The following is a 23,715-nucleotide window of genomic DNA, read 5'->3' as shown; positions in this document are numbered from 1 at the left end:
TCCTCAGAGGTTGTGTGTGTTTTTACCGAACAGGAAAGAAAAACATGCAGCGACTACAGACGCCCATGGCTATTTTGGCCGCCGGTTTAGTTGTCATGGGGAGCGATTCAGTACAGGCCGATGAAGATACCGCCGAGTTGGCCAAGAAGGCGCTCAATCCCATAGCGGCGATGTATAGCCTGCCGGTGCAGTACAACTGGGATCAAAAAATCGGGCCATCGGGTGAGGGCATGCATAGCGTCACCAACATTCAGCCAGTGCTGCCATTCTCTATCGACCCTGACTGGAATCTGATCTCCCGAACCATTCTCCCCGTTATCGACCAGCATGGCCTGGTCGCTGATGGCCTCGCGGACAAATCAGGGATCGGTGATGTGACGCAGAGTTTCTTCTTCTCACCGACAAAGCCCACTGCCAATGGCTGGATCTGGGGCGCTGGACCCGCGATCCTGATTCCGACCGGCAGCGATGAATTGCTTAGCAATGAACAGTGGGCGCTCGGCCCGACAGCGGTCGCTCTAAAACAATCGAATGGCTGGACCCGAGGAATTCTGGCCAACCACCTCTGGAGCCTGGACAACAGTCCGCCTGATGATAAAGAAAAAGTTAACGCCACCTTTCTGCAACCGTTCTTGACGTACACCACCCACACCTACACCAGCTTCGGGGTGAATTCGGAGTCGACCTACGATTGGCAGAGCAAGGAGTGGTCCGTACCGATCAATTTGTTTGTTACGCAGATCCTGAAAATTGGCGGGCAACCCATCAGCCTTCAGGCCGGCCCGCGCTACTGGGTCGATAGCCCGGAGGATGGCGCTCAGGGTTGGGGTTTCAGGGCCGCGGTGACACTGCTGTTCCCGAAATGACGTCGTGGGTCGATGCTAAAAAAGCAGCACTCAAAAGGACTTTTTCGGACAGTGGCGACCTCGGGTGAGGCCGCCACTTTTCAGCGGATTTGATCAGTTGCCGTTTGGCAGTGACAGATTGATGCCTTCTTTCTTCAGCGCATCACGCACGTATTGGAATTTTTGGTACTGCGACAATTCCATCGGCCCGTCGTAACCCATGCTTTGCAACTTGCGTGGTGGGTATTCAACGTAGGTTTTCATCAGTTTCATGATCGCTGCCGAGATCGGCACCATGGTCCAGGTCCGCTCGGTGAAGTTGTTCATGAACAGGTCATAGCGCTCTTGCGGGTCTTGCCACAAGTCAAACACCTGCGGCACGGTGGCTACGTATTTTTGTGCGCCTTTCCAGCCCAGGTTCGAGTCCACGGCCAGCCCCCCTGTTTGTGCGCCATCGTCGCCTCGCAGGTTGAATACCGCTTTGTAGTTGCCGACACGCGCCGCGCCTGGGGACAGTTCATTCTCGGTAAAGTAGAACCACTCCTTGCGCGGCGAAGGCGCACTGCCGGTGAGTACTGGCGTCATGTCGTAGCTGTCGAAGATGGTCGGCTGACCCTCGCGATCTTTCTCAGGCAGTTTCACACCGGCCACAGCGGCGAACGTCGCCATCAAATCCAGGCCGCCGAGGATCTCGTGATTTTTCGTGTTCGGCTTGATCTTGTCTGGCCAGACGGCTATCGCCGGGACGCGGTTCCCACCCTCACGCACGGTGCCCTTGGTGCCGCGGAACGGGGTGTAGCCGGCATCCGGGTAAACGTCCTGCCAGGCCCCGTTGTCAGTGGTGTAAACCACCAGCGTGTTCTTATCCAGGCCCAGCGCCTTGAGCTTGTCCATGATGCGGCCAATATGGGTATCGAGTTCGACAACCGAATCGGCATACTTGGATTTGGACATCGACTTATGAACGAACTCCGGTGCCGGCAAGTTCGGTTGGTGCACTTTCATGAAGTTGACGTTGATGAAGAACGGCTTGTCGGATTTGGCCGCCGTGTCGAGAAACTCAAGGGCAGCTTTTTCGACGTAGTTATCAAAGAACGGAATGCCGACCACGCCGGGTTTACCGTCGACCACCGGCGTGTCCACGTATTGGCCATTGACCTTGAATTCCTCTACCGCTTTTTCGCCGGCCTTGCCGGACAGCGCGCCTTTGGTCACCTTCTGGAACATCTCACGGGTCTCCGGATCCATGTCGGGGAACCACGTGGGGTCGGCGTAGGTATAGGCATTGAGATGGTACAGGCCGACGTACTTCATCACGTCATAGCCCTGGGCATTGGGCAGTGCGTAGTCGGCTTCGCCCAAGTGCCATTTGCCGGTGAAGTAGGTGTCATAGCCGCCGGTCTTCAACACGGATGCCAGCGTCCATTCGGCGGCTGGCAAGCCACCGCCCTGCCCTTGAAACGCCACGGTGGTCATGCCGCTGCGATTGGGGATGCGCCCGGTTTGCATGGCCGCCCGGCCGGGTGTGCAACTCGGCTGCGCATAGAAGGAGTAAAAGGTCACACCTTCTGCCGCCAACTCATCGATTTTCGGCGTGGGCATGCCGCGTCCAATTCCACCTCCGTACGGCCCCAGATCGCCGTAGCCAGTGTCATCGGAAACGATGAACAGGATATTGGTTTTTTCTGTTTGAGCAGCGTGGGCAAGCCCGTTCAATGACAACAGTGCAACAAACACGACAGACAACTTGAAACGATTCGATAGCTTATCCATTCCAGCAACCTCGTGGTTCCATAATGTTGGCCGGTGATAAGTGCACAACTGCATGGGTCCATGGTGCATTGACCACCGTGTAATTAGCCCAGGTACTGCATACAGAATCATCCCCCCTTGTTGCATGAGCCCGTACGAATCAAGGCGCACGAAGGAGTCTAGTGCGGTTTTTTCAGCTCAGCGGGGTATTTGCTCATACGTTGAATTCACCTACAGCTGCGATTCACTCGAATGCAAATACCTTCTTCCAATCCTTTTTCATGCTGATGACCGTCCAGCCATCTCGCTTCGCCTGGTCATAAAGAGCTTGAGTAAAGGTGCCTACCTTGCTCTCCGGCAATGCTTGAGCCGGGCCATAGGCATACTCGCGCTCAGCGTCGTCATGCAACACCAGCATCGCCAGGCGCGCGCCTTGCCCGGCCTTGGTGTATTCCAGCATTTGCTTATCGCCGGTGGAGTTGCCAAAAGCCGCATTCGGCTGGCGGCCCGTCATCAGGTAAATGTTCTCTGGCTTGCCGGCATCGTTATCGTTGAGCACTACTTTGGGTTGTTTGATCAACTGCGGTTTGCCGCTCTTGTCGTAGACATACTCGGTGGCGCCAGCGCTACCGACGACCTGCTCTGGAGGCACGCCGTAGATTTCCTCGGAATAGGTGCGAACGAAGTCCTGCCCTCCCCCGGTGACAATGTAGGTTTTGTAGCCATTGTCACGCAGGTATTGCATGACTTCTTTCATGGGCTGATACGTCAGCTCGGTGAAAGGACGTTTCCAGCGAGGGTCGCGGGCTTCGGCCAACCAGCCGCGAACTTGCTGCCTGAACTCATCCGTGGGCATGCCGCTGAGAGTTACCATGGCGATTTTCAGGTAGTCGTCGAGGGTCAGTTTTGCCATGGCGGCGCGGTCGCCCGACAGTACCGTCTTGAAGGGTTCGGCGTTGGCCAGCTCAGGTTTTGCCTTGACCACTGCAGGAACGCGGCTCAGGCAATAGAACAATTGGCCATACGCGGGATGCTCAACCCATAGCGTGCCGTCCTGGTCGAAGGTCGCGATGCGATCGGCGGGTGCAACGAACTGGCTACCCCCATCCTGAGTGGTTGCCTTGACGAATTCCACGATGGCTTGCTTGGCCGGCCCTTCATTCCAGGAGGCTAAAGGGTCAGCCGCGAACACCGCCGTCGAAGTGATCAGGCTCAGTCCGAGTATGGCGAGAGGCGCACAATAACGGCGTTCGACGTGCGAGAGAGAGCGGTTAGCAGTGACTGCGGAGTTCCAGGTACGCTGCACCAAGATCATGAGATTCATGAAGTTCACCTGAGATTGAGTTAATCGTTGGCGGTTACATGGCTGCTCACGCTGGCGATGACTACAGCAGTCAGTTGGGAACCCAGTGTAGTGGCTTTGGGAATAATTGCTGTTTCTGCACTTGAATCAGACATTGCTCAATGCAGGGAGCGGCACGGGATGGTCAATTTTGAGAAGTCCATTCGTGAAAAAGTGCAACACCAGGTAATCAGCTATACACAATATTCCACTAGGCACTTCTTCAACCGATCGAGGTTGTGAATGAATTACACCATCCCTCTGACAGCGCTACTGATAGCCGTAAGCCTCTCGGGCTGTACCCGTTCATCCAACCAGCCGGTGACACTTCCCCTTACAGCCACCCAGCAGAATGCCGGCCAGATCGCCCATACGACGCTGACCGACGTGGACAACGAAACCAATTTTAACTTTTACATCTCTGGCGTCCCGACAGGCACCACCATGCCGTTGCGCATTTTCACGTTCGTCAACAGAGGCAATTGCCAACAGCCAGGCCCGGTTGCTTACGAGATGAATGACAGGATCACCACTCAGCGTAGTGCTCAGGCAGGCTGGACGTTTGAGCGGGTTGCCCCGATTTCTGTGGCGGATCTGTTGTCCGAGCACTATTCCGTTGTCGTGCGCACGACACCCGAAGATGGCAGCGTCGATCTTTTTTGCGGGAATATCGCCCAAACGGCTCGGTGAGCATTTTCATTGATCCGCGTGCGTAAGTGCCGCTGATGTTCAGCGGCACCCACTCGTTTATGCAACCAGCTGTCGCTTCAGAACTTTACCCACCGAACTGCGGGGCATGGTGTCAATCATTTGCACCGATTTCACGCACTTGAAGCCAGCCAGGCGCAGGCGGCATGCCTCAATGATCGCGGCCTCACTGGTAGCACCTGGGGACGCTGCAACGACGAAGGCTACGGGGACCTCGCCCCATCGTTCGTCAGGCTGGCCGACCACGGCGACCTCGGCGACACCTGGCAACGAGGCAATAACCGCCTCGAGTTCTGCCGGGTAGATGTTCTCGCCACCACTGATGATCATGTCCTTCAGGCGATCCACAACGTGGAGAAATCCGTGCTCGTCTATACGGCCGATGTCACCGGTTCTGTACCACCCTTGGTGAATAGCTGCCTGGGAGGCTTGCGGATTACGCCAGTAGCCGGAAAACATCATTGGCCCACGACACCAGATTTCGCCATCCAGACCAGGGGCCACTGGCGCCAGCCCGGACGGATCGACGATTCTGACCTCACCAAACATCAGCACTTTGCCGTGTGAGTGTGCATGGGCGAGGCCCATTTCGTGAGTCCAAAAAGTCACCGCGCCACAAAACTCGGTAATGCCGTACACCTGCTGCACCTTCACACCGATGGTCAGACAGTCTTTGATCAGCCTAAGGGGAACTGCCGAGGCGCCACAGGTCACGGAAACCAGGCTACTGCTATCGACTGCCTGTTTTTTTGCCAGCGTCAACAATGCCTGAAGCATCACCGGTACGGTCATCAGGCTGGTGATGCGTTCGCGGGCGATCACCTCCCAGACCTGTGTCGGGTCGAAGTCAGGTAGCAGCACCGTGGTGCAACCTTTGAACACGTTGGTCAGCATGGGTGAAAGGCCGCCGATGTGGAACATCGGCGCGATCAGGAGAAAATGATGGTCCTGATTCCATTCCAGCGTGGCGCTGTTGCTTTGCGCGGTCCAGATCAACGCTGCGTGGGAAAGCAAAGCTCCCTTGGGTTTTCCGGTCGTGCCCGAGGTGTACATGATCACCGCCGAAGCATCGCCGCCACTGCCCAACAACAGCGGCGCGTCCAGGCTGGTATCGGCGGTGATACGCTCGTAGGCGCCTGGCATTTGTTCGGCACCCTTGTTGACGAGGATCAGACCTGGACGCTCAGCGACCAATTGGCAGACAGTGGACGCGAACTCCCCCTCGAACAGCAGCGCTGCCGGTTCGCTGTCGGCCAGGATATAGCTCAGCTCGGGCGCCTGAAGACGCCAGTTGAGTACCACCAACGTGGCGCCGACCTTCGCGACGGCAAACAGCGCGCAGGCGAGAAATTCACTGTTCTTTGAATAGACCGCTACGCGATCGCCCTCGCCCACGCCTTGTGCAACCAGGTAATTGGCCAGGCGATTACAGCGTGCGTCGAATTGGGCGAAGGTCCATCTGCCCGTGGGTGATACCAGCGCCTCCCGGTCTGGCGTCAAGTCGGCGCGCTGTGCCAGCAGCCGTCCTAAATGAACGCTCATGGCGTCCTCCTTTTTTGTTGTTATGGCTGACAGGTGCCCATCAGAGACGGGGCATGGCGCGCTCGATCAAGATGCTCAGCGGTGCATTGGCGTTGAGACTGCCAAAGGCGAATCCACACTCACTGCCCAGGCGTGCCCGGCAGAAAATATCGGCGATCTCGCTATTGCCTGACTTCAGCAGCAGCCCGGCCTGGATGGCCAGCGCGGTGCGCTCCACCACCAGACGGCTTCGGCCCTCGAGGTTATCAATGTCCTGTAGTGCGTCGAGCAGCCACTGCAGGTGGCTGTCGTACAGCGGGTGCAAGCCTGCGGCGCTGTGCAGTTCGGCAAACAAGGCCTCACTGACCGCCGGGTCTTTTTGCAACGCGCGCAGCACATCCAGGCATTGCACGTTACCGCTGCCTTCCCAAATGGAATTCAAGGGTGCCTGGCGGTACAGGCGCGGCAGGATGTTTTCTTCGACAAAGCCAATCCCACCCAAACATTCCTGAGCCTCGTTGACGAACGCCGGGGTGCGCTTGCAAATCCAGTACTTGCCGATGGCCGTGGCGATACGAGCGAAGGCCGCTTCCTGCGGATCGTTCGGCGAGGCATCCACGGCGCGGGCGATGCGCATCGTGAAGGCCACGGCCGCTTCACTTTCCAGCGCCAGATCGGCCAGCACATTACGCATCAGCGGTTGTTCGATCAGCACATGACCGAAGGCATGCCGTTGACTGACGTGGCTCAGCGCCTGCACCAAGGCCTGGCGCATCAATGCCGAAGAAGCGATAACGCAATCCAGACGGGTCAGAGCGACCATTGCCAGAATGGTCGCCACCCCTCGACCTTCAGCGCCGACCAGATAGGCCGTGGCGCCCTGGAACTCCACTTCGGAGGACGCATTGCTCCAGTCGCCCAACTTGTCTTTCAGACGCTGGATACGCACGGCATTGAGCGAACCGTCGGGCAGGATCCGCGGCATCAGAAAACAGCTCACTCGCCCATTGAGCTGCGCAAGTACCAGATGCGCATCGCACATGGGAGCCGAGAAAAAGAACTTGTGACCGACCAGCTTGAAGCTGCCATCGGCCTGAGGGTGGGCCTGGGTGGTATTGCTGCGTACATCCGAGCCACCCTGTTTTTCGGTCATGCCCATGCCAATGGTGCAAGCGCGTTTTTGCTCGACGGGTAGCGGACGTGGATCGTAGTCCCGGGCGGTCAGTTTGGGTATCCAGATTTTTGCCAGCTCAGGGGTGTTCAACAGTGCCGGAATGGCGGCATGGGTCATGGTCAGCGGGCAGCAGGTGCCTGCATCTGCCTGGCCATTGAGATACAACAAGGCCGCGCGCACCACATGGGCTCCGGGTTGCCCCGGGTGGTTCCAGGAAAAACTGTGCACCTCGCCGCGCATCGCGTTGAGCATCAGTTGGTGATAGGCGGGATGGAACTGCACTTCGTCAATGCGCCGGCCATAACGGTCAAAAGCATGCAGCACGGGTTTGTTGCGATTGGCCAGCTCGCCCAGCTCCATCTGCTCGTCGCCACTCAAAGCTCCATGGGCCGATAACTGCGCTTGTGCCCAGTCACCACCGTTTGCAAGCACCGCCTCGCGCAGTGGGACATCACTGTCCCAGGCGTTGTAAGCTGGCAACGGCTGCGGCTGATTGAAAACTTCGTGGGTTGAAAACGGGGTGTCGATTTTTGACTGGGTTGCGGCAGACATGAGCTAGTTTCTCCGTGTAAGATCCGGAGAAAATTACACTCAATGTATTTTTTATGTCAATCACTGTAATTTACGATAACTCATCAGGTGCGGCCGAATCGTGCCTGGAGGGAGGACTGTTTCTTGTTAGAACCCGCTTCAGACGAGCTCGAAAATCCGACGCCTACGCCGCGTCAGTTGATCCTCAAACTGCTCCTGGTTGTCGAAGGCGGTGAGCTGGATGTCACCAGCGCAGTGCGCGCCTGCGCTTTGTTTGGACTGTCTGCGAACAACACACGCGTTGCGCTTGCCCGGTTGCAAAGTGCCGAACTGATCGAGACCGTCGTGCGCGGCGCCTATCGTCTTGGAAAGGCTGGCAGAGCGCTGGGCGAAGAGATAGGAGCCTGGCGTCAAGCCGAAACGCGTCTGCGTGAGTGGGATGGCAGCTGGGTGGTGGCGCTGACTGCCGCTTTGGGCCGCAGTGATCGCAAAGCATTGCGTACCCGGGAGCGCGCGTTCGGATTGGTGGGTTTGCGCGAACTGGATGAAGGGTTGTATCTGCGCCCTGATAACCTGGGCGGCGGAGTGGCGCACACGCGCGAACGTCTGCTGTCACTGGGCGTGGAAAACTCCACGGCAGTGTTCCAGGCGCAGCAGTTCGACCCGCAGCGAGACGCACGAGCCCGTTTGCTTTGGGATGCCAGTGAACTACAGAACGTCTACAAGGACGGCCAGCGCACGCTGGAAGCGTCGATGGCGCGCTTGCCCGGCATGCCGATTGAAGAGGCTGCCCGTGAAGCGTACCTGCTGGGTGACCAGGCCATGCGCCAGATCGTGTTCGACCCTATGCTGCCTGAGCCCTTGGTGGACGTCGCACACCGCCGTTCATTCCGTGAGCTGGTCAAGCGGTATGACGATATCGGCCACGATATCTGGCGAGATTTTTTCGCCAAGTAAGCAATGCAGCTCCTCTCATGCAGTGACAGAGCGGGCGCCTGGAAGAGGCGCCCGTCGTTTATGGCATCTGACGGATCACGGCGTTAATCGTGTCCGTTATGCCCCTTCTGCTTCATGGCCTTGAGAATGCCGTCCAGGTTGTAGGTTTCCGGCGCCTGCATGGGCGGGAAGTCCTGGTACGACATCAGCTCCTTCTCCCAGAGCAACTGCCCGATCGGCAACATGTTCCAGTTGTAGACATAGGCATTGCCAGGGGAGCCCAAGGCGCCGCCATAACCGGTTATGGACTTCGCGTCAGCGCCGACCGTTGTTTCAAACGGGTCGCGCTTGAGGTTGAGCAGTTGGGTCCAGTGGAACGTGGTCGCACCATACAAACCGCCTGTCGCGGTATCCGGCACCATGGTGTAGTACATCTTCCAGTTCTTGTAGCGCACCGCCGAAGGTTGCGAACCGGTGTAGTAGAAGAATGTATCGCGCGCCGATTTGTCGGTTTTCCCCGTCAGGTAGTCAGTCTGGTCCACCCCATCGAGCTTGGTCTTGACGATGCCCGGGTAGCTGCCCGCCATGATTTGCTCGTTGAGTTCATTGCCCTTCTTGCCGCCAGCGATATTGACCAGCGTCGGTACCCAGTCGAGCGAGGCAAAGATGTCAGTCAGGACGGTGCCAGGTTTGATCTTTCCGGGCCAGCGGATGACCAGTGGCGCGCGCATGCCTCCTTCCCAGGTGGTCAACTTGCCGCCCTTGAACGGGGTTGTGCCGCCGTCCGGAAAGGTAATGGTTTCCGCACCGTTATCGGTGGTGAAGACGACGATGGTGTTGTCCAACTGGCCCATGTCCTCGAGTTTCTTCAGGACATACCCAATGTTGTCATCGAGTTGCTTCATGCCGGCTTCGTTGGTGCCCCAGTCTTTTCCTCCGGGCTCACCGACCATGGCGTCGTACTTGGGTGGCAGCACCGTGGTGATGTGCATGCGCGCCGGGTTGTACCAGACGAAGAAAGGTTTGTTGGTTTTCTTCGGATCGTTGCGGTCGAGGAAGTCGATGACCTTGGCGGAGATTTCTTCATCCACGGACTTCGAGCGTTCCAGCGTCAGCGGACCTTCGTCCTTGCACGTGGTGTTCTTCTGCGTACCATCACTGGAAACGCAAGACATGACCGGACGAGGTGGCGTCAGGCAGGTGCCTTCCCGCGGATCGATCGCGCCAGGCACGTCCGGCAGCCCATTGATCGGTGTGGCCTTGCACGGTGGTGCGATGCCCTGCACTTGCGGCGTCTTGTTGATGTCGACAAAACTCACGCCCTGCATCGCGTCGAGGTGATAGAGATAACCCCAGAACTCCTGGAAACCATGGGATGTGGGCAGTGCTTCGAAGTTATCACCGAGGTGATTCTTGCCGAACTCACCGGTTGTATAGCCCAGGTCCAGCAAAAACTTCGACAGTGCAGGTGTGCCTGGCCGCAGCCAGGACGGACTGCCGGGCAGTTGCGGCGGAATCATCCCGGTACGCAGCGGGTGCATCCCGGTAAAGAAAGCGTTACGTCCTGCCGTACAACTCTGCTCGGCATAGTAGGTCATGAACTTCGCACCTTCCTGGGCGATGCGATCGATGTTCGGCGTCTCACCGACCGCCAGACCCTGGTGATAGATGCTCGGCTGCATCCAGCCGATGTCGTCGGCCATGATGAATACGATATTGGGTTTCTGATCGGCAGCTTGAATCACTGTCGACAGGCTGGCGCCTGCTGCCAGACTGCTCAACGCCAATCCCGTCAGTACAAGTTTTCTGAGCTTCATGAATTTGATCCTCTTGCAGTTGATTCACAGAACTACCCGTCTCGGATACGTCGTGCTCTCATCTCTCAAGGCTCAAAAACTGCAACTACCCCAATCCCTGTACCGACGGTCATCCGCCTTTCGTGTGGGACTCTTAATAAATTGAGCTTTGACCGTAATGGCTTGTGGCTCTTGCCTTGTACATACCCAATTCAGCCCCTGCCACTAACAGGAAAGTGAGTATAGACGCGCATTTACCAAGTGCCGGCCGCAAAGGCGCGTCAGGGTTCAGGTCATTTCACCGCTTTGCCTGGGCGACATCGCCGCAAAAGATATCGACGTTGCCGTCCTCGGGTGAAGTTCGTACGACGACGGAATACTGCCCGGACAGCAACTCTGATGTTGCGATAGGCGCATTACGGTAAAAACTCCAACCGTTGGACCCGGCTTCGTCTTTTGTATTGACCTTATCGTTCATCGCGTAAGCCACTGGCCCGGGTTTCTGGCAACTGCCTTTATTGATGAAGGTGTAAATGCGCGGTGGCAGAATCGTTCCGTCCGGAACACCCGAGATGAAGAAATCGAAGTTGGTTTGATTGCCCTCGGGGGTCAACGTGGCGTTGCCGGTATGTCCGACATTGGCGTGGGTGGCCGCCAGAGGCAAATTCATGGAGTGGTTTGAAGCGGTACTGCAACCGAACAGACTTGCCACGAGAAGCGCTAACGGGACGCTGCGAATATTCATAAACAACCTCCAAAAGTGGAAGAAGTGCATGGGGGGAACATTGGGTATAGCTCATAAATAAATGGGCGGTTCTCAATAAATCCGCGTCGTGAAACTTAACTTCCGTCACTCACTGCCCCGGACGGAAAATGGAAGAATCGCAGGTAGCGACCGCCACTCTCAAGCGAAGGCTCTGCGACGGGCATTCGGACTCACGCCTGCATGATCTTGATCAACAGACTTTCACGCTGACGAACATCGGCCTCCACTTCCCTGACTTCGTTCATGTACACCTCTACCGCAGGCGGCAGCGAGCGCTCCTTGAGATGAATAAAGCCGTAGCGCGTACGCAGTGCGAGGTCTTGAACCGGTAACGGCACGATTTCGCCTGCGTTGAGTTCGCGCTCGAACGTCGACAGATTCCCCAGCGTCAGGGCATTGCTGTGCTCGACGAATTGGACGATTTGCATGGGCACATCAATTTCGATTGCCGGAACGAAGTCCCCGGTCAGCGCATCATAGGCACCCGCACAACCGAGGGTTGCCGGAAGCAAGTGGGTCGCCAATCGCAAGGGAATGCGCGACGCCACCCACGGGTAATCGAGCGTTTGCGCAAGGGTCACGCGGCGGTTTTGTGCCAGCAGCGGATGATCGGGGCGACAAAACAGCCGGCCCTCGTGCTCGCCCAACAATTGGCAGGTGAGTTCTTCCCGGCCTTGCAGCGTACTGATTTCAGCGATGCCCAGGTCGACCACGCCTGTCAGCACTTGATGCGCCACCTCGCGCCACCCGGCGACATGGGCCGTCACTTTGATTTGCGGATGGCGGGCATGCATCCGCGCAATGGCGGCATAGCCGCTGATGACGCTGGGGTAAGGGCCAAAAGCGACTTTCAGCGCGCCGATGTCCCCGCCCGCGAGCAAGGCGATATCGCGCCGCAGATCCTGCTCAGCCACCAACAAGCGCTGGCTCTTCTCCCGCAGCAAATGACCAAATGCGGTCAATGCCACGCCATCGCTGCGACGATCGAACAACGTGACGCCCAGTTCGCGCTCAAGCAACTGAATGCTTTTGCTCAACGCCGGCTGAGAAACACCCAGCGCCTTTGCCGCGCGGCCAAAGTGGGCGTGTTCGATCAATGCCAGAAACTGGCGTAAACGGGTGGGCGTCATCTCATAACCTTTATGCTATCGAAACGCGTTAAACAGGAATTTTTTGGAATCAAATGAATATGCTATTCATGGTTCGGCTGGTCAAGCTGACAACGCAGAACACTCGCGTTGCCTTGACGCCCTTGAACACTTCATCTGGCGCAGGAACCTTTCATGTACAACAAGACCCTCCATCTGGCACTGGCGATCACACTTGGCGGTGGCATCAGCCCTTGCGTTTTCGCTGCCGATGCAAACGGCGCAGCTTCCGATCCGGCTCCATCGCAAAACGTGCACTTCGACAGCAAGGGCAAGGCGCCTTCGTCCTACACGGTCGACATGCAAAACACTGTGCGCAAGACACTCCCCTTTGCAGACAAGCGCGACCTTGAAGAAGCGAAAAAAGGCTTCATCGCCGCACCGCCCTACAAGAAGATCATGGCCGACGCCGGGAACGTCGCGTGGAACATGGGGAGCTACAACTTCCTGAATGAAGGCAAGGATTACGACAGCATCAATCCGTCGCTGCAGCGTCAGGCGGTTCTCAATACGGCCTATGGCCTTTATGAAGTCGTTCCGGACAAGATTTACCAGGTGCGCGGCTTTGACCTGGCCAATATCACGTTCATCAAGGGCGACACCGGCTGGATTGTCTTCGACACGCTGTTGTCGAAGGAAACCGCCAGGGCCGCCCTGGACTTCATCAACGAAAAACTGGGCAAGCGCCCGGTCGTAGCGGTGGTGATCTCCCACTCCCATGCCGATCACTTTGGCGGAATCCGCGGCGTGGTCGACGAGGCCGATGTCCGCAGCGGCAAGATCCCGCTGATTGCGCCGCAAGGTTTCATGGAGCATGCCGTGGCTGAAAACGTCTACGCCGGCAACGCCATGAACCGGCGGGCGTTCTTGCAATATGGTTTGCTGTTGCCGCACAGCCCCTATGGTCATGTCGACATGGCCATTGGTAAAAACACTTCCAGTGGCAACATGGGCCTGATCGAACCTAATCGCTTTATTACCAAAGATTTCGAAACCCTGACCATCGACGGTGTGGAGATGGAATTCCAGAGCACGCCAGGCACTGAAGCACCCGCCGAGATGAACACCTGGTTCCCACAGTTCAAGGCGTTCTGGGCAGCCGAGAACATCACTGGCACCATCCATAACATCTATACCCTGCGCGGCGCCCTTGTCCGCGACCCGCTGGTCTGGTCGAAGAACATCAACAATGCCCTGTATCGCTACGGTCAAACGGCAGACGTCATGTTCGCCTCCCACAGTTGGCCACGCTGGGGCAATGAGCGGATTCAGGATGTGATGCGCGCGCAACGCGATGCCTATGCAAACCTGAACAACGCCGTGCTGCATGCCGCCAACCAGGGCGTCACCATCAACGAGATTCAAAACGTCTACAAATTGCCCGAAAGCCTGAAAAACAACTGGGCGACCCATAGCTACCACGGCTCGGAAGAACACAACAGTCGCGCCGTGATCAACCGCTACCTGGGTTACTGGGATGCCAATCCGGCGACGTTGATGCCGTTGTCGCCCAAGGACTCGGCCCCGCTGTATGTGGAAATGATGGGCGGCGCCGACAAGATCATGAGCAAGGGACAATCCTTGTTCGATCAGGGCAAGTACCGCGAAGCCTATGAAATCCTCAACAAGCTGGTGTATGCCGAACCGCAGAACAGCAAGGCCAAGGACCTGCTGGCGGACGTCTATGAGCAAGTCGGTTATCAGAAGGAAAGTGCCGGTGTGCGCAACAGTTTCCTTTCGGCAGCGTATGAACTGCGCCATGGCATGCCCAAGGGCGTGCCGCCAAAAACCGGCGGCGCGGACATGATCCGCGGCATGAGCACCGAGTTATGGCTGGAGTACCTGGGCATTGCCCTGGATGGCAGCAAAGTGGCGGATCAGCACTTCACTTTCAATCTCAAGACACCGGATAACGGCGAGCAATTTGTCGTGGAATTGAGCAACTCGACGCTGACCAATATCAAGGGGCAACAAGCCAGCAAACCTGATCTCACCATCACCGTCGACCGAGCTGATCTGGAAGGTGTCATGGCCAGGAAAACCGGATTCGATCAACTTGTTGCAGCCGGCAAAGCCACTTTCGAAGGCGATCGTAAACCCTTCGAACTGTTGATGTCGGCCATTACTCCATTCACGCCGACGTTTGAACTCCTGCCGGGTACTCGTCAGTAAGTTGTAAGGAATAGCGTTTCATCCTGCCCAGGGTGAAGCGCTTTCGCGCTCGACCGTAACTATGGCCTAACTTGGTCCGCCTTATTTGAAAAGCCAGTCATCGGACTTTCATGACGCGGCGCGAGCAACTTTATTCGTACCTTGCCCCTTCCAATGTCACGAATATGAACTAACACTTATGAGTGATCGAATCGCGCTGATTCAATGCAGTTAAAGTTATTCGACATTTGCTATTAGCCTTATTTCGAAAATGCACACTTGCCGGGATCTAATCCATGCAAACAAGAACAGGTGCAATGCCCGCCTTCACGTTACTGGCCCTGTGCAGTCAACAAGCCTGGGCCGGCGGTATCATGCTCTACGAAATCGGCACCGATAACGCCGGGTTGGCCAACGCCGGTGCCGCCGCCCGAGCGCAAGGCCCTTCGACGATTGCCAGCAACCCGGCGGGGCTGAGCTACTTGCCCGGCACGCAGATCACCGGTGGTTTGCAGGTGCTGTATGGCGACCTGAGCTTCGATCGCGATGCCGACACCAATGTGTCTGGCAGCGGCAGCGGCAATGGCCTTGATCCGATTCCCGGCGGCAGTTTTTTCATCAGTCATGAACTGGATGATCATTGGAGCGTCGGTTTCGGCCAGTACGCCGACTTCGGCCTGGCGGTCAACTACGACAACGAATGGTCCGGACGCTACTTCGCGCAGAACGCCAGCATCGGTGGATTGTCGCTGGTGCCCAGCGTGGCCTATCGCTTTAACGAGCAGTGGTCGGTCGGGGTGGGCGTAAAAGCCATGTACGGCATGTTGCAGGCACAGACCGCCATCGACCGTTCGCCGTTCGGCTTTACCGACCGCGGCGACGGCCAGTTCAAATACAAGGACAACGACTGGGGGTTTGGCGCCAATGTCGGGGTGATCTACGCACCGCAAACCGGCACCCGCATCGGCCTGACCTACACCAGCAAAGTCGATCTGGATTTCGAAGACGGGCTGGATGTGAAAGGTAACGGTCCGGCACTGGATCGCCTCAACGGCTTGAACACCCAACTCGACGTGACCGTGCCACAGACTGTCACCCTGAGCCTGTTCCAGCAACTCGACCGGCAGTGGGCCTTGCTTGCATCGGTCAACTGGCAGGATTGGTCAAAATTCGGCGACATCGCCGTGCAGGTCGACACCACGGCTTTCGGTGCCCAATCAACCACGGTCGACGCCGACTTCAAGGACACCTGGCATCTGTCGCTCGGGGCGCAATACCAGGCCACGCCACAATGGCTGTGGAACGTCGGCGTGGCTTACGACAGCAGCGCCGTGTCCGACAACAAGCGCACCGTGACGGTACCGATGGCCGAATCCTGGCGCTTCGCGACAGGCGCCACCTATGCACTGAACAAGGACACCGACGTCAACGTCAGCTGGGCCATGATCTGGATCGGCGACATGCCGGTGGACCAGACCAAAAACGTTTCGGGCAATCGAATTTCCGGTCAATTCGACAGCGCCTGGATTCAAGCCGTGACCGGGAACATGACCTGGCGCTTTTGAGTACCTTGCCACCCCCGTGGCGACGGTTGGAACGATCCCGACAGAGGTATGGCTGAGATGGCTTCCCAAGCATTGCTTCGATTCTCGAGTTTGCACCGATCTTTTTTCATCGCCGCGCTCATCGCCAGTGCATTGGCGTTAGCCGCCTGCGCCACCGTCGATGCGCAAACCACCGCTTACGTCGGGGTCGAGCATCCCGCGCCGACCCTGCCCAGCGAAGTGCAGATATTACGCACCGAGCCAACGCGCCCCAGTGTGCGCTTGGGTGAAATCCTGATCGATGCCAGCATCGATCCGGCGCCGCCCATCACCCAGGTCGAACAGAAGCTGCGCGAAGAAGGCGCCAAACTGGGCGCAGATGCAGTGGTAGTGGTTTATGACCAGATCCAACCCGTCGCCGCCTATGTGACCGGCCCTCTGTGGAGCCGCGACATCGATACGATTCAGGGCCGCAAACTCAAAGGCATTGCCATCAAATACCAATGACGAGGAGCACAGCAATGAAAGCAATCATGTCCTGGCTGACGGTCACATTGACGGCGATCTTGATCAGCGGCTGTTCCGCCGTGGGGTCGAACGAGGGCGGCGCGGGTGAAATGGAAATTCGCTCGGGCAAGATCGAGCAGATATCGCTGACCCAGATGCAGACCAACCACGACAGTGGCGTCGGTGCCGTTCTCGGTGGCCTCGGCGGTCTCGGCATCGGTAGCCTGATCGGCAGTGGCACCGGGCGCGACGTCGCGATGGTTGCCGGTGCCCTTGCCGGTGCGGTAGGCGGCAACTATGCAGAGAAGAAAAAGTACGATCAGCCGGTCGCCGCGCAACAGATCATCGTGCGGGTGAAAAGTGGAGTGCTGGTATCGGTGACCCAGCCGATCAATCCGGCCCTGAACAAAGGCATGAACGTCTACATCGAAGGCTCCGGCAACAATGCCCGGGTAATGCCGCAAGGGGGTTAGTTTGCGGCGGTGAACATCAGTCGGCCAAGCCTTCTCTAACCATGTCCAGAAAGGTCGTCAAAATACGCCGCGAGCTCTGTGCTCGCAGGCACACCAATGTCTCGGTGAAATGCCGCTGACAGTCGGCGATCGGCAAGCCGCGAAGCCGTGAATCCGAGCCCAACTCGGCCGCGGAGACCACACCGACCCCCATGCCGATCGCCACCGCCTCGCGTGCGGCTTCACGCCCCTCCACTTCGATGGCCTTGCAAATTTGCAAACCCGCCGCGGCCATCTCCTCCTCCAGGGATAAGCGCGTGACCGAGCCCTGTTCACGCAGGACCATGGGCGTGTTGTCCAGGTCGGCCAGGCAGATGGAGTCACGTTGCGCCCAGGGATGGTCATGGGCGACGAAGGCGAGCATCGGATCGCTGCGCAGGTGCAACGTCAGCAGCCGGTCGTCTTCGATGCTGCGTCCCAGCAAGGCAATGTCGGCCTGGTGGCTGAACAACCGCTGCAACACCTCATCGGTGTTGGCGGTTTCTATCTTCACGTCGAGGCCGGGGTAACGCCTGCAGAAACGTGAAACGTAGGGCAGGACATGCACCGGCGCATCCACGGCAAGATTCAGTGTGCCCGTCGACAGCGTCCGATAGTCCGTCAGCATGTCGTGGGCATCGATACTGATATCGAACAGGCGCTGGGTCAGGCCAAACAACCGCTCGCCGACTTCGGTCAAGCGCACCAGGCGCTTGTCGCGAAAGAACACCATCACGCCGTAGTAATCCTCAAGCTTGCGCACCTGGTCGGATACCGCGGGTTGCGACAGGCAGAGTTGTTCGGCGGCTCGGGTAAAGCTGCCGTTCATGGCAACGGCGTGAAACGCCTTGAGCTGGGTATGGGAAATCATCGGCGCACCTCGCTATAGATTCAGCTTATTCGTCCATACGTTAAATCGATTTTATTTATGAACGATGAACTGCAAGCATGTTTTTCACAAGTGCCGCCCCTCGTACTCATCAGGAAAGCTCTATGGAAACTGAACGTTTCGCCGTGGCCAAACGAGATGACCTCATGCGCCCCTACTGGCTGGACCAGGCCCTGAAGAATCAACCCGCTACGCCCTGCCCTGCGCTGCAACAGGACACCCGCGCCGACGTCTGTATCGTCGGCGGCGGCTATACCGGTCTGTGGACCGCCATCATGCTCAAGGAACAGAATCCCGAACTGGACGTGGTCATTGTCGAAGCCGATATCTGCGGTGCCGGTGCCAGCGGGCGCAACGGCGGCTGCGCGCTGTCCTGGTCGGCCAAGTACTTCACCCTTGAGCGCTTGTTCGGCGTCAACGAGGCAATCCGCCTGGTCAAGGAGTCTGAGCAGAGCATCTACGCCATCGGTACCTTTTGCGAAAGGTATGCGGTGGATGCCGACTACCGTCTCGACGGCACGCTCTACACGGCAACCAACCGCGCTCAGGTCGGCTCGACCGACGGGGTCATCGCGGCGCTGGAGCGCCATGGCATCAACTCTTTCTCCAAATGCGCGCTACCTGAGGTGCAACGCATGGCCGGCTCGGTCCGGCACATCGAGGGCTGGTTCTCGCCGGCGGCTGCCAGTGTGCAGCCAGGCAAACTGGTCCGTGGACTGCGCCGGGTGGCTCTGGAACTGGGCGTACGGATTTTTGAGGGCACGCCGATGACCGGGCTGGAAGAAGGCATGCCCGCTGTCGTCAATACACCGAACGGCAAAGTGACCTGTGACCGGGTCGTGCTGGCAATGAACGCCTGGATGGCCCGCGCCTTTGCGCAGTTCTCGCGTTCGGTGGCGATCGTCTCCAGTGACATGATCATCACCGAGCCGCGACCCGACTTGCTCGAACGGATCGGACTGACCAGCGGGGTCACCGTACTCGACTCGCGGATTTTCGTGCACTACTACCACAACACCCCGGACGGCCGGATCATGCTCGGCAAAGGCGGCAACACCTTTGCCTACGGCGGTCGCATCCTGCCGGTTTTCGACCAGCCCTCGCCCTACGCCGGGCTGTTGCGCAACACGCTGACGGAGTTCTTTCCGGACTTCGCCGATGTTGGTATCGCCGCCACCTGGAACGGCCCCTCCGATCGCTCGGTCACCGGCCTGCCTTTCTTCGGCCGCATGGGCGCGGGCGGCAACATCTTCTACGGTTTCGGTTACTCCGGCAGCGGCGTCGGACCGTGCCATATGGGTGGCCAGATCCTTTCGTCACTGGTGCTGGGCCTGGACAATCCCTGGACGCGCTCGCCGCTGGTGCAGGGCCCGCTGGGGTATTTCCCGCCAGAGCCGATCCGCTACCTGGGTTCATTGATGGTGCGTAACGCCATTCGCCGCAAAGAACACGCCGAGGACCGCAACCGGCCTCCCCGCCGACTCGATGTGCGCCTGGCAAAATTCGCGGCAGCCGCCGGCAAGGCAGACAAGGGCTGAGTCCCGCCCCCCAAAACGCTGATCCTTGACCACAAAGAACCCCGCCCGGGATTCACCGCGCGGGGTTTTGCGCTGCTTGAAAATTGCTTCGGCAGATGAGCCGACCCTGCTCAGGCCTCATACACTCCAACTTATAAGCTCAGCTTGTTTGTGACATGTGATAAATCGATTTCAGTTATTTCTTGCCAAATGTTTTTATCAATCCATGCATCACTCCCCACAAAAACAACATCGCCGGAGAAGATCATGACCAAAGCCCAATTCCCGACAACCCAGCCACTGGCAAGCCCTGCCCTGGGTGAACCCTACCTGCTGACGCCAGGCCCGCTGACCACCTCGAAAGCCACCAAGGAAGCCATGCTTCGGGACTGGGGGTCATGGGACGGTGCCTTCAATAAGGTCACCGCGCAAGTTCGCCAGCAATTGCTCAGCATGGCTGGCGTAGAGGATGACAGCTTCGCCTGCGTGCCACTGCAAGGCAGCGGCAGCTACTCGGTCGAAGCCGCTTTGGCCACCGCCATCCCGCGTGATGGCAAAGCCCTGGTGCTGATGAACGGCGCCTACGGCCAGCGCGCCACCAAGACCCTGGAGTACCTCGGTCGCGCATTCATTACCCTGGACAAGGGCGATTACCTGCCGCCCCAGCCCGAAGAAGTGGACGCCCTGCTCAAGGCCAACCCAGACGTCACCAACGTCTTCGTGGTCCATTGCGAAACCAGCTCCGGCATCCTCAACCCGCTGCGTGAAATTGCCGATGTGGTGAAGGCCCACGGCAAGAGCCTGATCATCGATGCCATGAGTTCCTTCGGTGCCGTGCCGCTGACGGTGAACGACATAACTTTCGACGTGGTGGTGTCTTCGGCCAACAAATGCATCGAGGGCATCCCGGGCTTTGGTTTCGTGATCATCCGCCGCACCGTGCTGGAAGCCGCCAAGGGGCGCGCCAACTCGCTGTCCCTCGATCTCTACGAACAATGGGCCTACATGGAGCGCACCGGCCAATGGCGCTTCACACCACCGACCCACAGTGTGGTGGCGTTCCACAAGGCACTGGAACAGCACAGCGACGAAGGTGGCGTGCACGGCCGGTTGGCGCGCTACACCCGCAACCGCGACGTGCTGGTTGCCGGCATGCGCGAACTGGGCTTCAAGACACTGCTGGAAGACCGTTGGCTGTCGCCGATCATCACCACGTTCTTCAGCCCTGAACATCCCAACTTCGATTTCACGCGTTTCTACGAAGAACTCAAGGCCCGGCAGTTCATCATCTACCCCGGCAAATTGACCGTTGCCGAGAGTTTCCGCATCGGCTGCATCGGCCAGATCGACGAATACATCGTCCACCAGTTGCTTCGCGCTATCGCTGACTGTCTTGCCGCCATGGACGTAGACATTCTGAAGCCCGCGGCCTGAGCGCTTTAAGGTCTCTGCCAATTCGAGCACAGGTGCAATGGGTAGCACCTGGGGGCAGGGATCTTTTTTAAACCATGGATTCGGTGGCGAATCGCTCGGCAGTGCCGGGCAGGAGTCAGCGACCACAGTCATTCATAACGTTTAAAGCCTGATGCCATTCTCACGGCCATCGGATCGATGGCGTGCGTCTGGACAGACTTGTGCACCGAAAACAAAAACAAAAACCGACCTAAATTGCGCTGTCTGGCACCACATACGGGATCAGAACACCATGACGAACACGACAAGCCCTCTCGCAACAGGCTGGAAATCCCTCCAGCGTTGGCGCGTGCAGATTTTCCTGATCACCTGGGTGGCGTATGCCGCCTTCTACTTCACTCGCAAAGCGTTCTCCGTCGCCAAGCTGGGTATTGGCGAAGACCCGGACTTCATGCTCGAAAAGTCCATGATGGCCAATCTCGACGCCCTTTACCTGATCGCCTATGCCGTGGGTCAGTTCCTCTGGGGCAATTTCGCTGACCGCTTCGGGCCCAGGGTCGTGGTACTTAGCGGCCTGGTCATCTCGGCCCTGGCGGCGCTGCTCATGGGCACCTACGCCACCTTGCCGATTTTCGTCTCCTGCATGTTGGTACAGGGGCTTGCGCAGTCCACCGGTTGGTCAGGCCTGTGCAAGAACGTCGGCAGTTTCTTCAGCACTGGCGAACGTGGCCGTGTACTGGGTTACTGGTGCACCTGCTACGCCTTCGGCGGTCTGGTCGCCACGCCGTTTGCCGGTTGGTGGGCTTATCAGGCCTATCACGACTGGCGCATCGCGTTCATCAGCAGTGCCCTTGTCGTGCTGGTAGTGGCGGTGTTGTTCTATTTCCTGCAACGCAACCGTCCGGAAGACGTGGGCCTGCCTGCTGTCGAAATCGAGATCGAACCCGTCAGCGGCGTCGTGGTTCCCCGCGAAAGCATGTGGGCCGGTTTACGGACCGTGATGAAAAATCGCACCGTCCTGATTCTCGGCCTGGCCTACTTCATGCTCAAGCCCGCGCGCTACGCCATCCTGCTGTGGGGCCCGGTGATCATCTACGAACGCATGCCCGAGATCGGCAAGGTTGCATCGGCCATCGTTCCCACTGCGTTTGAACTGGCAGGTCTGGTAGGCCCCATCCTCATCGGTATCGCATCGGACAAATACTTCGGCGCTCGCCGTATACCGGCCTGCGTGCTCAGCCTGGTGGTCCTCACTGTCTGCCTGGGACTGTTCGTTCCCGCCATGCAAAGCGGCAGTCTGTACATGGTGGTCGGCCTGCTGTTCATGATGGGCCTGACGCTTTACGGGCCGGACTCGATGATCAGCGGCTCGGCGGCCATCGATTTCGGCAGCAAGGACGGGGCTGCCTCCGCCGCGGGCTTCGTCAACGGCTGTGGTTCGGTGGGTGCGGTCCTTGGCGGCCTGCTGCCGGGTTACTTCGACACCATCACCGTGTTCCTGGTGTTCACCGGTGCAGCACTGCTGGCCAGCCTGATGTTGGTGCCCTTCTGGAACAGCCGACCGAAAACACTGGAAAACCCGCTGCTGGCATCGACCCCGGTACAACCGGTCATTGTCAGCACCACACCCTGAATTCGTACTACTCACTTACCTTTCCAAGGAGCAATCATCATGCAATACCAACAACCTTCCCACCTGCAAGCCGTGGTTCTGGACTGGGCGGGCACCGTCGTTGATTTCGGTTCCTTTGCCCCCACGCAAATTTTTGTCGAAGCCTTCGCCGAGTTTGGCGTAGCCGTCTCTCTGGCAGAAGCCCGTGGCCCCATGGGCATGGGTAAATGGGATCACATTCGCACGCTGTGCAACGAGCCCGAGATTGCCGAACGCTATCGCGCGGCGTTCGGTCGCTTGCCGACCGACGATGATGTCACTGCCCTTTATGAGCGTTTCATGCCCTTGCAGATCGAAAAGATCGCCCTGCACTCGGCGCTGATTCCCGGTGCCCTCAGTACGATCGATGCCTTGCGCGACAAGGGCCTGAAAATCGGTTCGTGCTCCGGTTATCCGGCTGTGGTCATGGAAAAAGTCGTCGAGCTGGCACGCCAGAACGGTTATGTCGCCGACCACGTCGTGGCGACTGACGAAGTGCCCAATGGCCGCCCTCACCCGGCCCAGGCACTGGCCAACGTAATCGCGTTGGGGATCAGCGATGTGGCGGCTTGCGTCAAGGTCGACGACACCTGGCCAGGCATTCTCGAAGGCCGCAGCGCCGGCATGTGGACGGTTGCCTTGACCTGCTCCGGCAACGCACTGGGCCTGACCTATGACCAGTTCAGGGACTTGCCCTCGGACAAGCTGGCCGAGGAACGCGCGCGCATCATCAAAATGTTCGAAGGCTCGCGCCCGCACTACGTGATCGACACCATCGTCGATTTGCCAGCGGTCATTGAAGACATCAATGCGCGCCTGGCTCGTGGCGAAACCCCTCAGGGTTGCTGACCCGTTGCCGTTTGTGCTCCTGACAGTGACCGTCCCCGGGACGGTCACACCCAAAAACAACAAGAGAACCCGATCATGATCTACGCCCATCCAGGCACTCCCGGTGCCATTGTTTCCTTCAAGTCGCGCTACGGTAACTACATCGGCGGCGAGTTCGTCGCGCCTGTCAAAGGTCAGTACTTCA

General features: G+C 58.3%; 20 protein-coding genes. 12 read left to right on the top strand and 8 right to left on the bottom strand.

Translation table 11 applies throughout. The features are described from left to right. The first annotated feature begins 95 nt into the window (after window positions 1-95). Window positions 96-866: a transporter gene (locus D8U18_RS24350; RefSeq protein WP_241664354.1), complete on the top strand. Its 771-nt coding sequence runs from the start codon at window positions 96-98 to the stop codon at window positions 864-866. 93 nt (window positions 867-959) lie between these two features. On the opposite strand, the gene D8U18_RS24345 is transcribed toward D8U18_RS24350, so the two are convergent. Together D8U18_RS24345 and D8U18_RS24340 are read right to left on the bottom strand one after the other, a co-directional pair. After that, the gene (locus D8U18_RS24345; RefSeq protein ID WP_056853312.1) at window positions 960-2,618 is read right to left on the bottom strand and encodes an arylsulfatase; all 1,659 of its coding nucleotides are present in this window, start codon (window positions 2,616-2,618) and stop codon (window positions 960-962) included. Window positions 2,619-2,841: 223 nt separating this feature from the next. After that, window positions 2,842-3,921 (bottom strand): HAD family hydrolase, encoded by a 1,080-nt coding sequence (locus tag D8U18_RS24340; RefSeq protein WP_131108701.1) that lies wholly within the window; start codon window positions 3,919-3,921, stop codon window positions 2,842-2,844. A gap of 261 nt (window positions 3,922-4,182) precedes the next feature. On the opposite strand from D8U18_RS24340, the gene D8U18_RS24335 reads away from it, so the two are divergent. Next, window positions 4,183-4,629, top strand: a complete 447-nt coding sequence (locus D8U18_RS24335; RefSeq protein WP_131108699.1) for a hypothetical protein — start codon at window positions 4,183-4,185, stop codon at window positions 4,627-4,629. A 57-nt stretch (window positions 4,630-4,686) separates the two neighbouring features. Here D8U18_RS24335 and menE read toward each other — a convergent pair whose 3' ends face one another. Together menE and D8U18_RS24325 are read right to left on the bottom strand one after the other, a co-directional pair. Continuing rightward, window positions 4,687-6,189 (bottom strand): o-succinylbenzoate--CoA ligase, encoded by a 1,503-nt coding sequence (menE, locus tag D8U18_RS24330; protein WP_131108697.1) that lies wholly within the window; start codon window positions 6,187-6,189, stop codon window positions 4,687-4,689. Window positions 6,190-6,229: 40 nt separating this feature from the next. Further along, window positions 6,230-7,894, bottom strand: a complete 1,665-nt coding sequence (locus tag D8U18_RS24325) for an isovaleryl-CoA dehydrogenase (protein WP_131108695.1) — start codon at window positions 7,892-7,894, stop codon at window positions 6,230-6,232. A gap of 123 nt (window positions 7,895-8,017) precedes the next feature. On the opposite strand from D8U18_RS24325, the gene D8U18_RS24320 reads away from it, so the two are divergent. Then, window positions 8,018-8,830 (top strand): PaaX family transcriptional regulator C-terminal domain-containing protein, encoded by an 813-nt coding sequence (locus D8U18_RS24320; protein ID WP_131108693.1) that lies wholly within the window; start codon window positions 8,018-8,020, stop codon window positions 8,828-8,830. Between the two features lie 83 nt (window positions 8,831-8,913). Here the strand turns inward: D8U18_RS24320 and D8U18_RS24315 are convergent, their stop codons facing one another. The 3 genes from D8U18_RS24315 to D8U18_RS24305 all read right to left on the bottom strand — a co-directional run bounded on the left by D8U18_RS24315 (window position 8,914) and on the right by D8U18_RS24305 (window position 12,501). Further along, the gene (locus tag D8U18_RS24315; protein ID WP_177434466.1) at window positions 8,914-10,626 is read right to left on the bottom strand and encodes an arylsulfatase; all 1,713 of its coding nucleotides are present in this window, start codon (window positions 10,624-10,626) and stop codon (window positions 8,914-8,916) included. A 277-nt stretch (window positions 10,627-10,903) separates the two neighbouring features. Further along, window positions 10,904-11,350, bottom strand: a complete 447-nt coding sequence (locus D8U18_RS24310) for a hypothetical protein (protein ID WP_056853310.1) — start codon at window positions 11,348-11,350, stop codon at window positions 10,904-10,906. Window positions 11,351-11,541: 191 nt separating this feature from the next. Beyond that, entirely contained in the window at window positions 11,542-12,501 is a 960-nt protein-coding gene (locus D8U18_RS24305; protein ID WP_130904634.1) for a LysR family transcriptional regulator, read from the bottom strand. A 153-nt stretch (window positions 12,502-12,654) separates the two neighbouring features. On the opposite strand from D8U18_RS24305, the gene D8U18_RS24300 reads away from it, so the two are divergent. The 4 genes from D8U18_RS24300 (at window position 12,655) to D8U18_RS24285 (ending at window position 17,194) form a co-directional block, all read left to right on the top strand. Then, a complete protein-coding gene (locus D8U18_RS24300; protein WP_130906634.1) occupies window positions 12,655-14,691 on the top strand; it encodes an alkyl sulfatase dimerization domain-containing protein in 2,037 nt (678 codons plus the stop codon). A 275-nt stretch (window positions 14,692-14,966) separates the two neighbouring features. Beyond that, window positions 14,967-16,235: an outer membrane protein transport protein gene (locus D8U18_RS24295; RefSeq protein ID WP_056853307.1), complete on the top strand. Its 1,269-nt coding sequence runs from the start codon at window positions 14,967-14,969 to the stop codon at window positions 16,233-16,235. 57 nt (window positions 16,236-16,292) lie between these two features. Continuing rightward, window positions 16,293-16,721, top strand: coding sequence for a hypothetical protein (locus tag D8U18_RS24290; RefSeq protein WP_056853503.1), 429 nt, complete (start codon window positions 16,293-16,295; stop codon window positions 16,719-16,721). A gap of 14 nt (window positions 16,722-16,735) precedes the next feature. Next, window positions 16,736-17,194 (top strand): glycine zipper 2TM domain-containing protein, encoded by a 459-nt coding sequence (locus D8U18_RS24285; protein ID WP_056853306.1) that lies wholly within the window; start codon window positions 16,736-16,738, stop codon window positions 17,192-17,194. Between the two features lie 16 nt (window positions 17,195-17,210). Here the strand turns inward: D8U18_RS24285 and D8U18_RS24280 are convergent, their stop codons facing one another. Further along, complete coding sequence (locus D8U18_RS24280) at window positions 17,211-18,083, bottom strand: LysR substrate-binding domain-containing protein (protein WP_131108691.1); 873 nt, start codon at window positions 18,081-18,083, stop codon at window positions 17,211-17,213. 164 nt (window positions 18,084-18,247) lie between these two features. On the opposite strand from D8U18_RS24280, the gene D8U18_RS24275 reads away from it, so the two are divergent. From D8U18_RS24275 to D8U18_RS29125, 5 genes are all read left to right on the top strand, one after another. Then, on the top strand, window positions 18,248-19,639 hold the full coding sequence (locus D8U18_RS24275) for an FAD-dependent oxidoreductase (RefSeq protein WP_130904725.1): 1,392 nt from the start codon (window positions 18,248-18,250) through the stop codon (window positions 19,637-19,639). A gap of 246 nt (window positions 19,640-19,885) precedes the next feature. After that, window positions 19,886-21,052: a 2-aminoethylphosphonate--pyruvate transaminase gene (locus D8U18_RS24270; protein WP_130904630.1), complete on the top strand. Its 1,167-nt coding sequence runs from the start codon at window positions 19,886-19,888 to the stop codon at window positions 21,050-21,052. Window positions 21,053-21,323: 271 nt separating this feature from the next. After that, window positions 21,324-22,664 carry an MFS transporter gene (locus D8U18_RS24265; RefSeq protein ID WP_130904629.1) on the top strand — a complete coding sequence of 447 codons (1,341 nt, stop codon included), beginning with the start codon at window positions 21,324-21,326 and terminating at the stop codon, window positions 22,662-22,664. Window positions 22,665-22,703: 39 nt separating this feature from the next. Next, complete coding sequence (gene phnX / locus D8U18_RS24260) at window positions 22,704-23,531, top strand: phosphonoacetaldehyde hydrolase (protein WP_056853302.1); 828 nt, start codon at window positions 22,704-22,706, stop codon at window positions 23,529-23,531. Window positions 23,532-23,606: 75 nt separating this feature from the next. After that, window positions 23,607-23,715, top strand: a 109-nt coding sequence (locus D8U18_RS29125; RefSeq protein ID WP_241664353.1) for a hypothetical protein, incomplete at its 3' end; no start/stop codon positions are given.

Source organism: Pseudomonas sp. Sample_10 (assembly GCF_004321495.1).
In the GTDB taxonomy this organism is placed as follows: domain Bacteria; phylum Pseudomonadota; class Gammaproteobacteria; order Pseudomonadales; family Pseudomonadaceae; genus Aquipseudomonas.
This window is presented reverse-complemented; position numbering and strand designations above follow the sequence as displayed.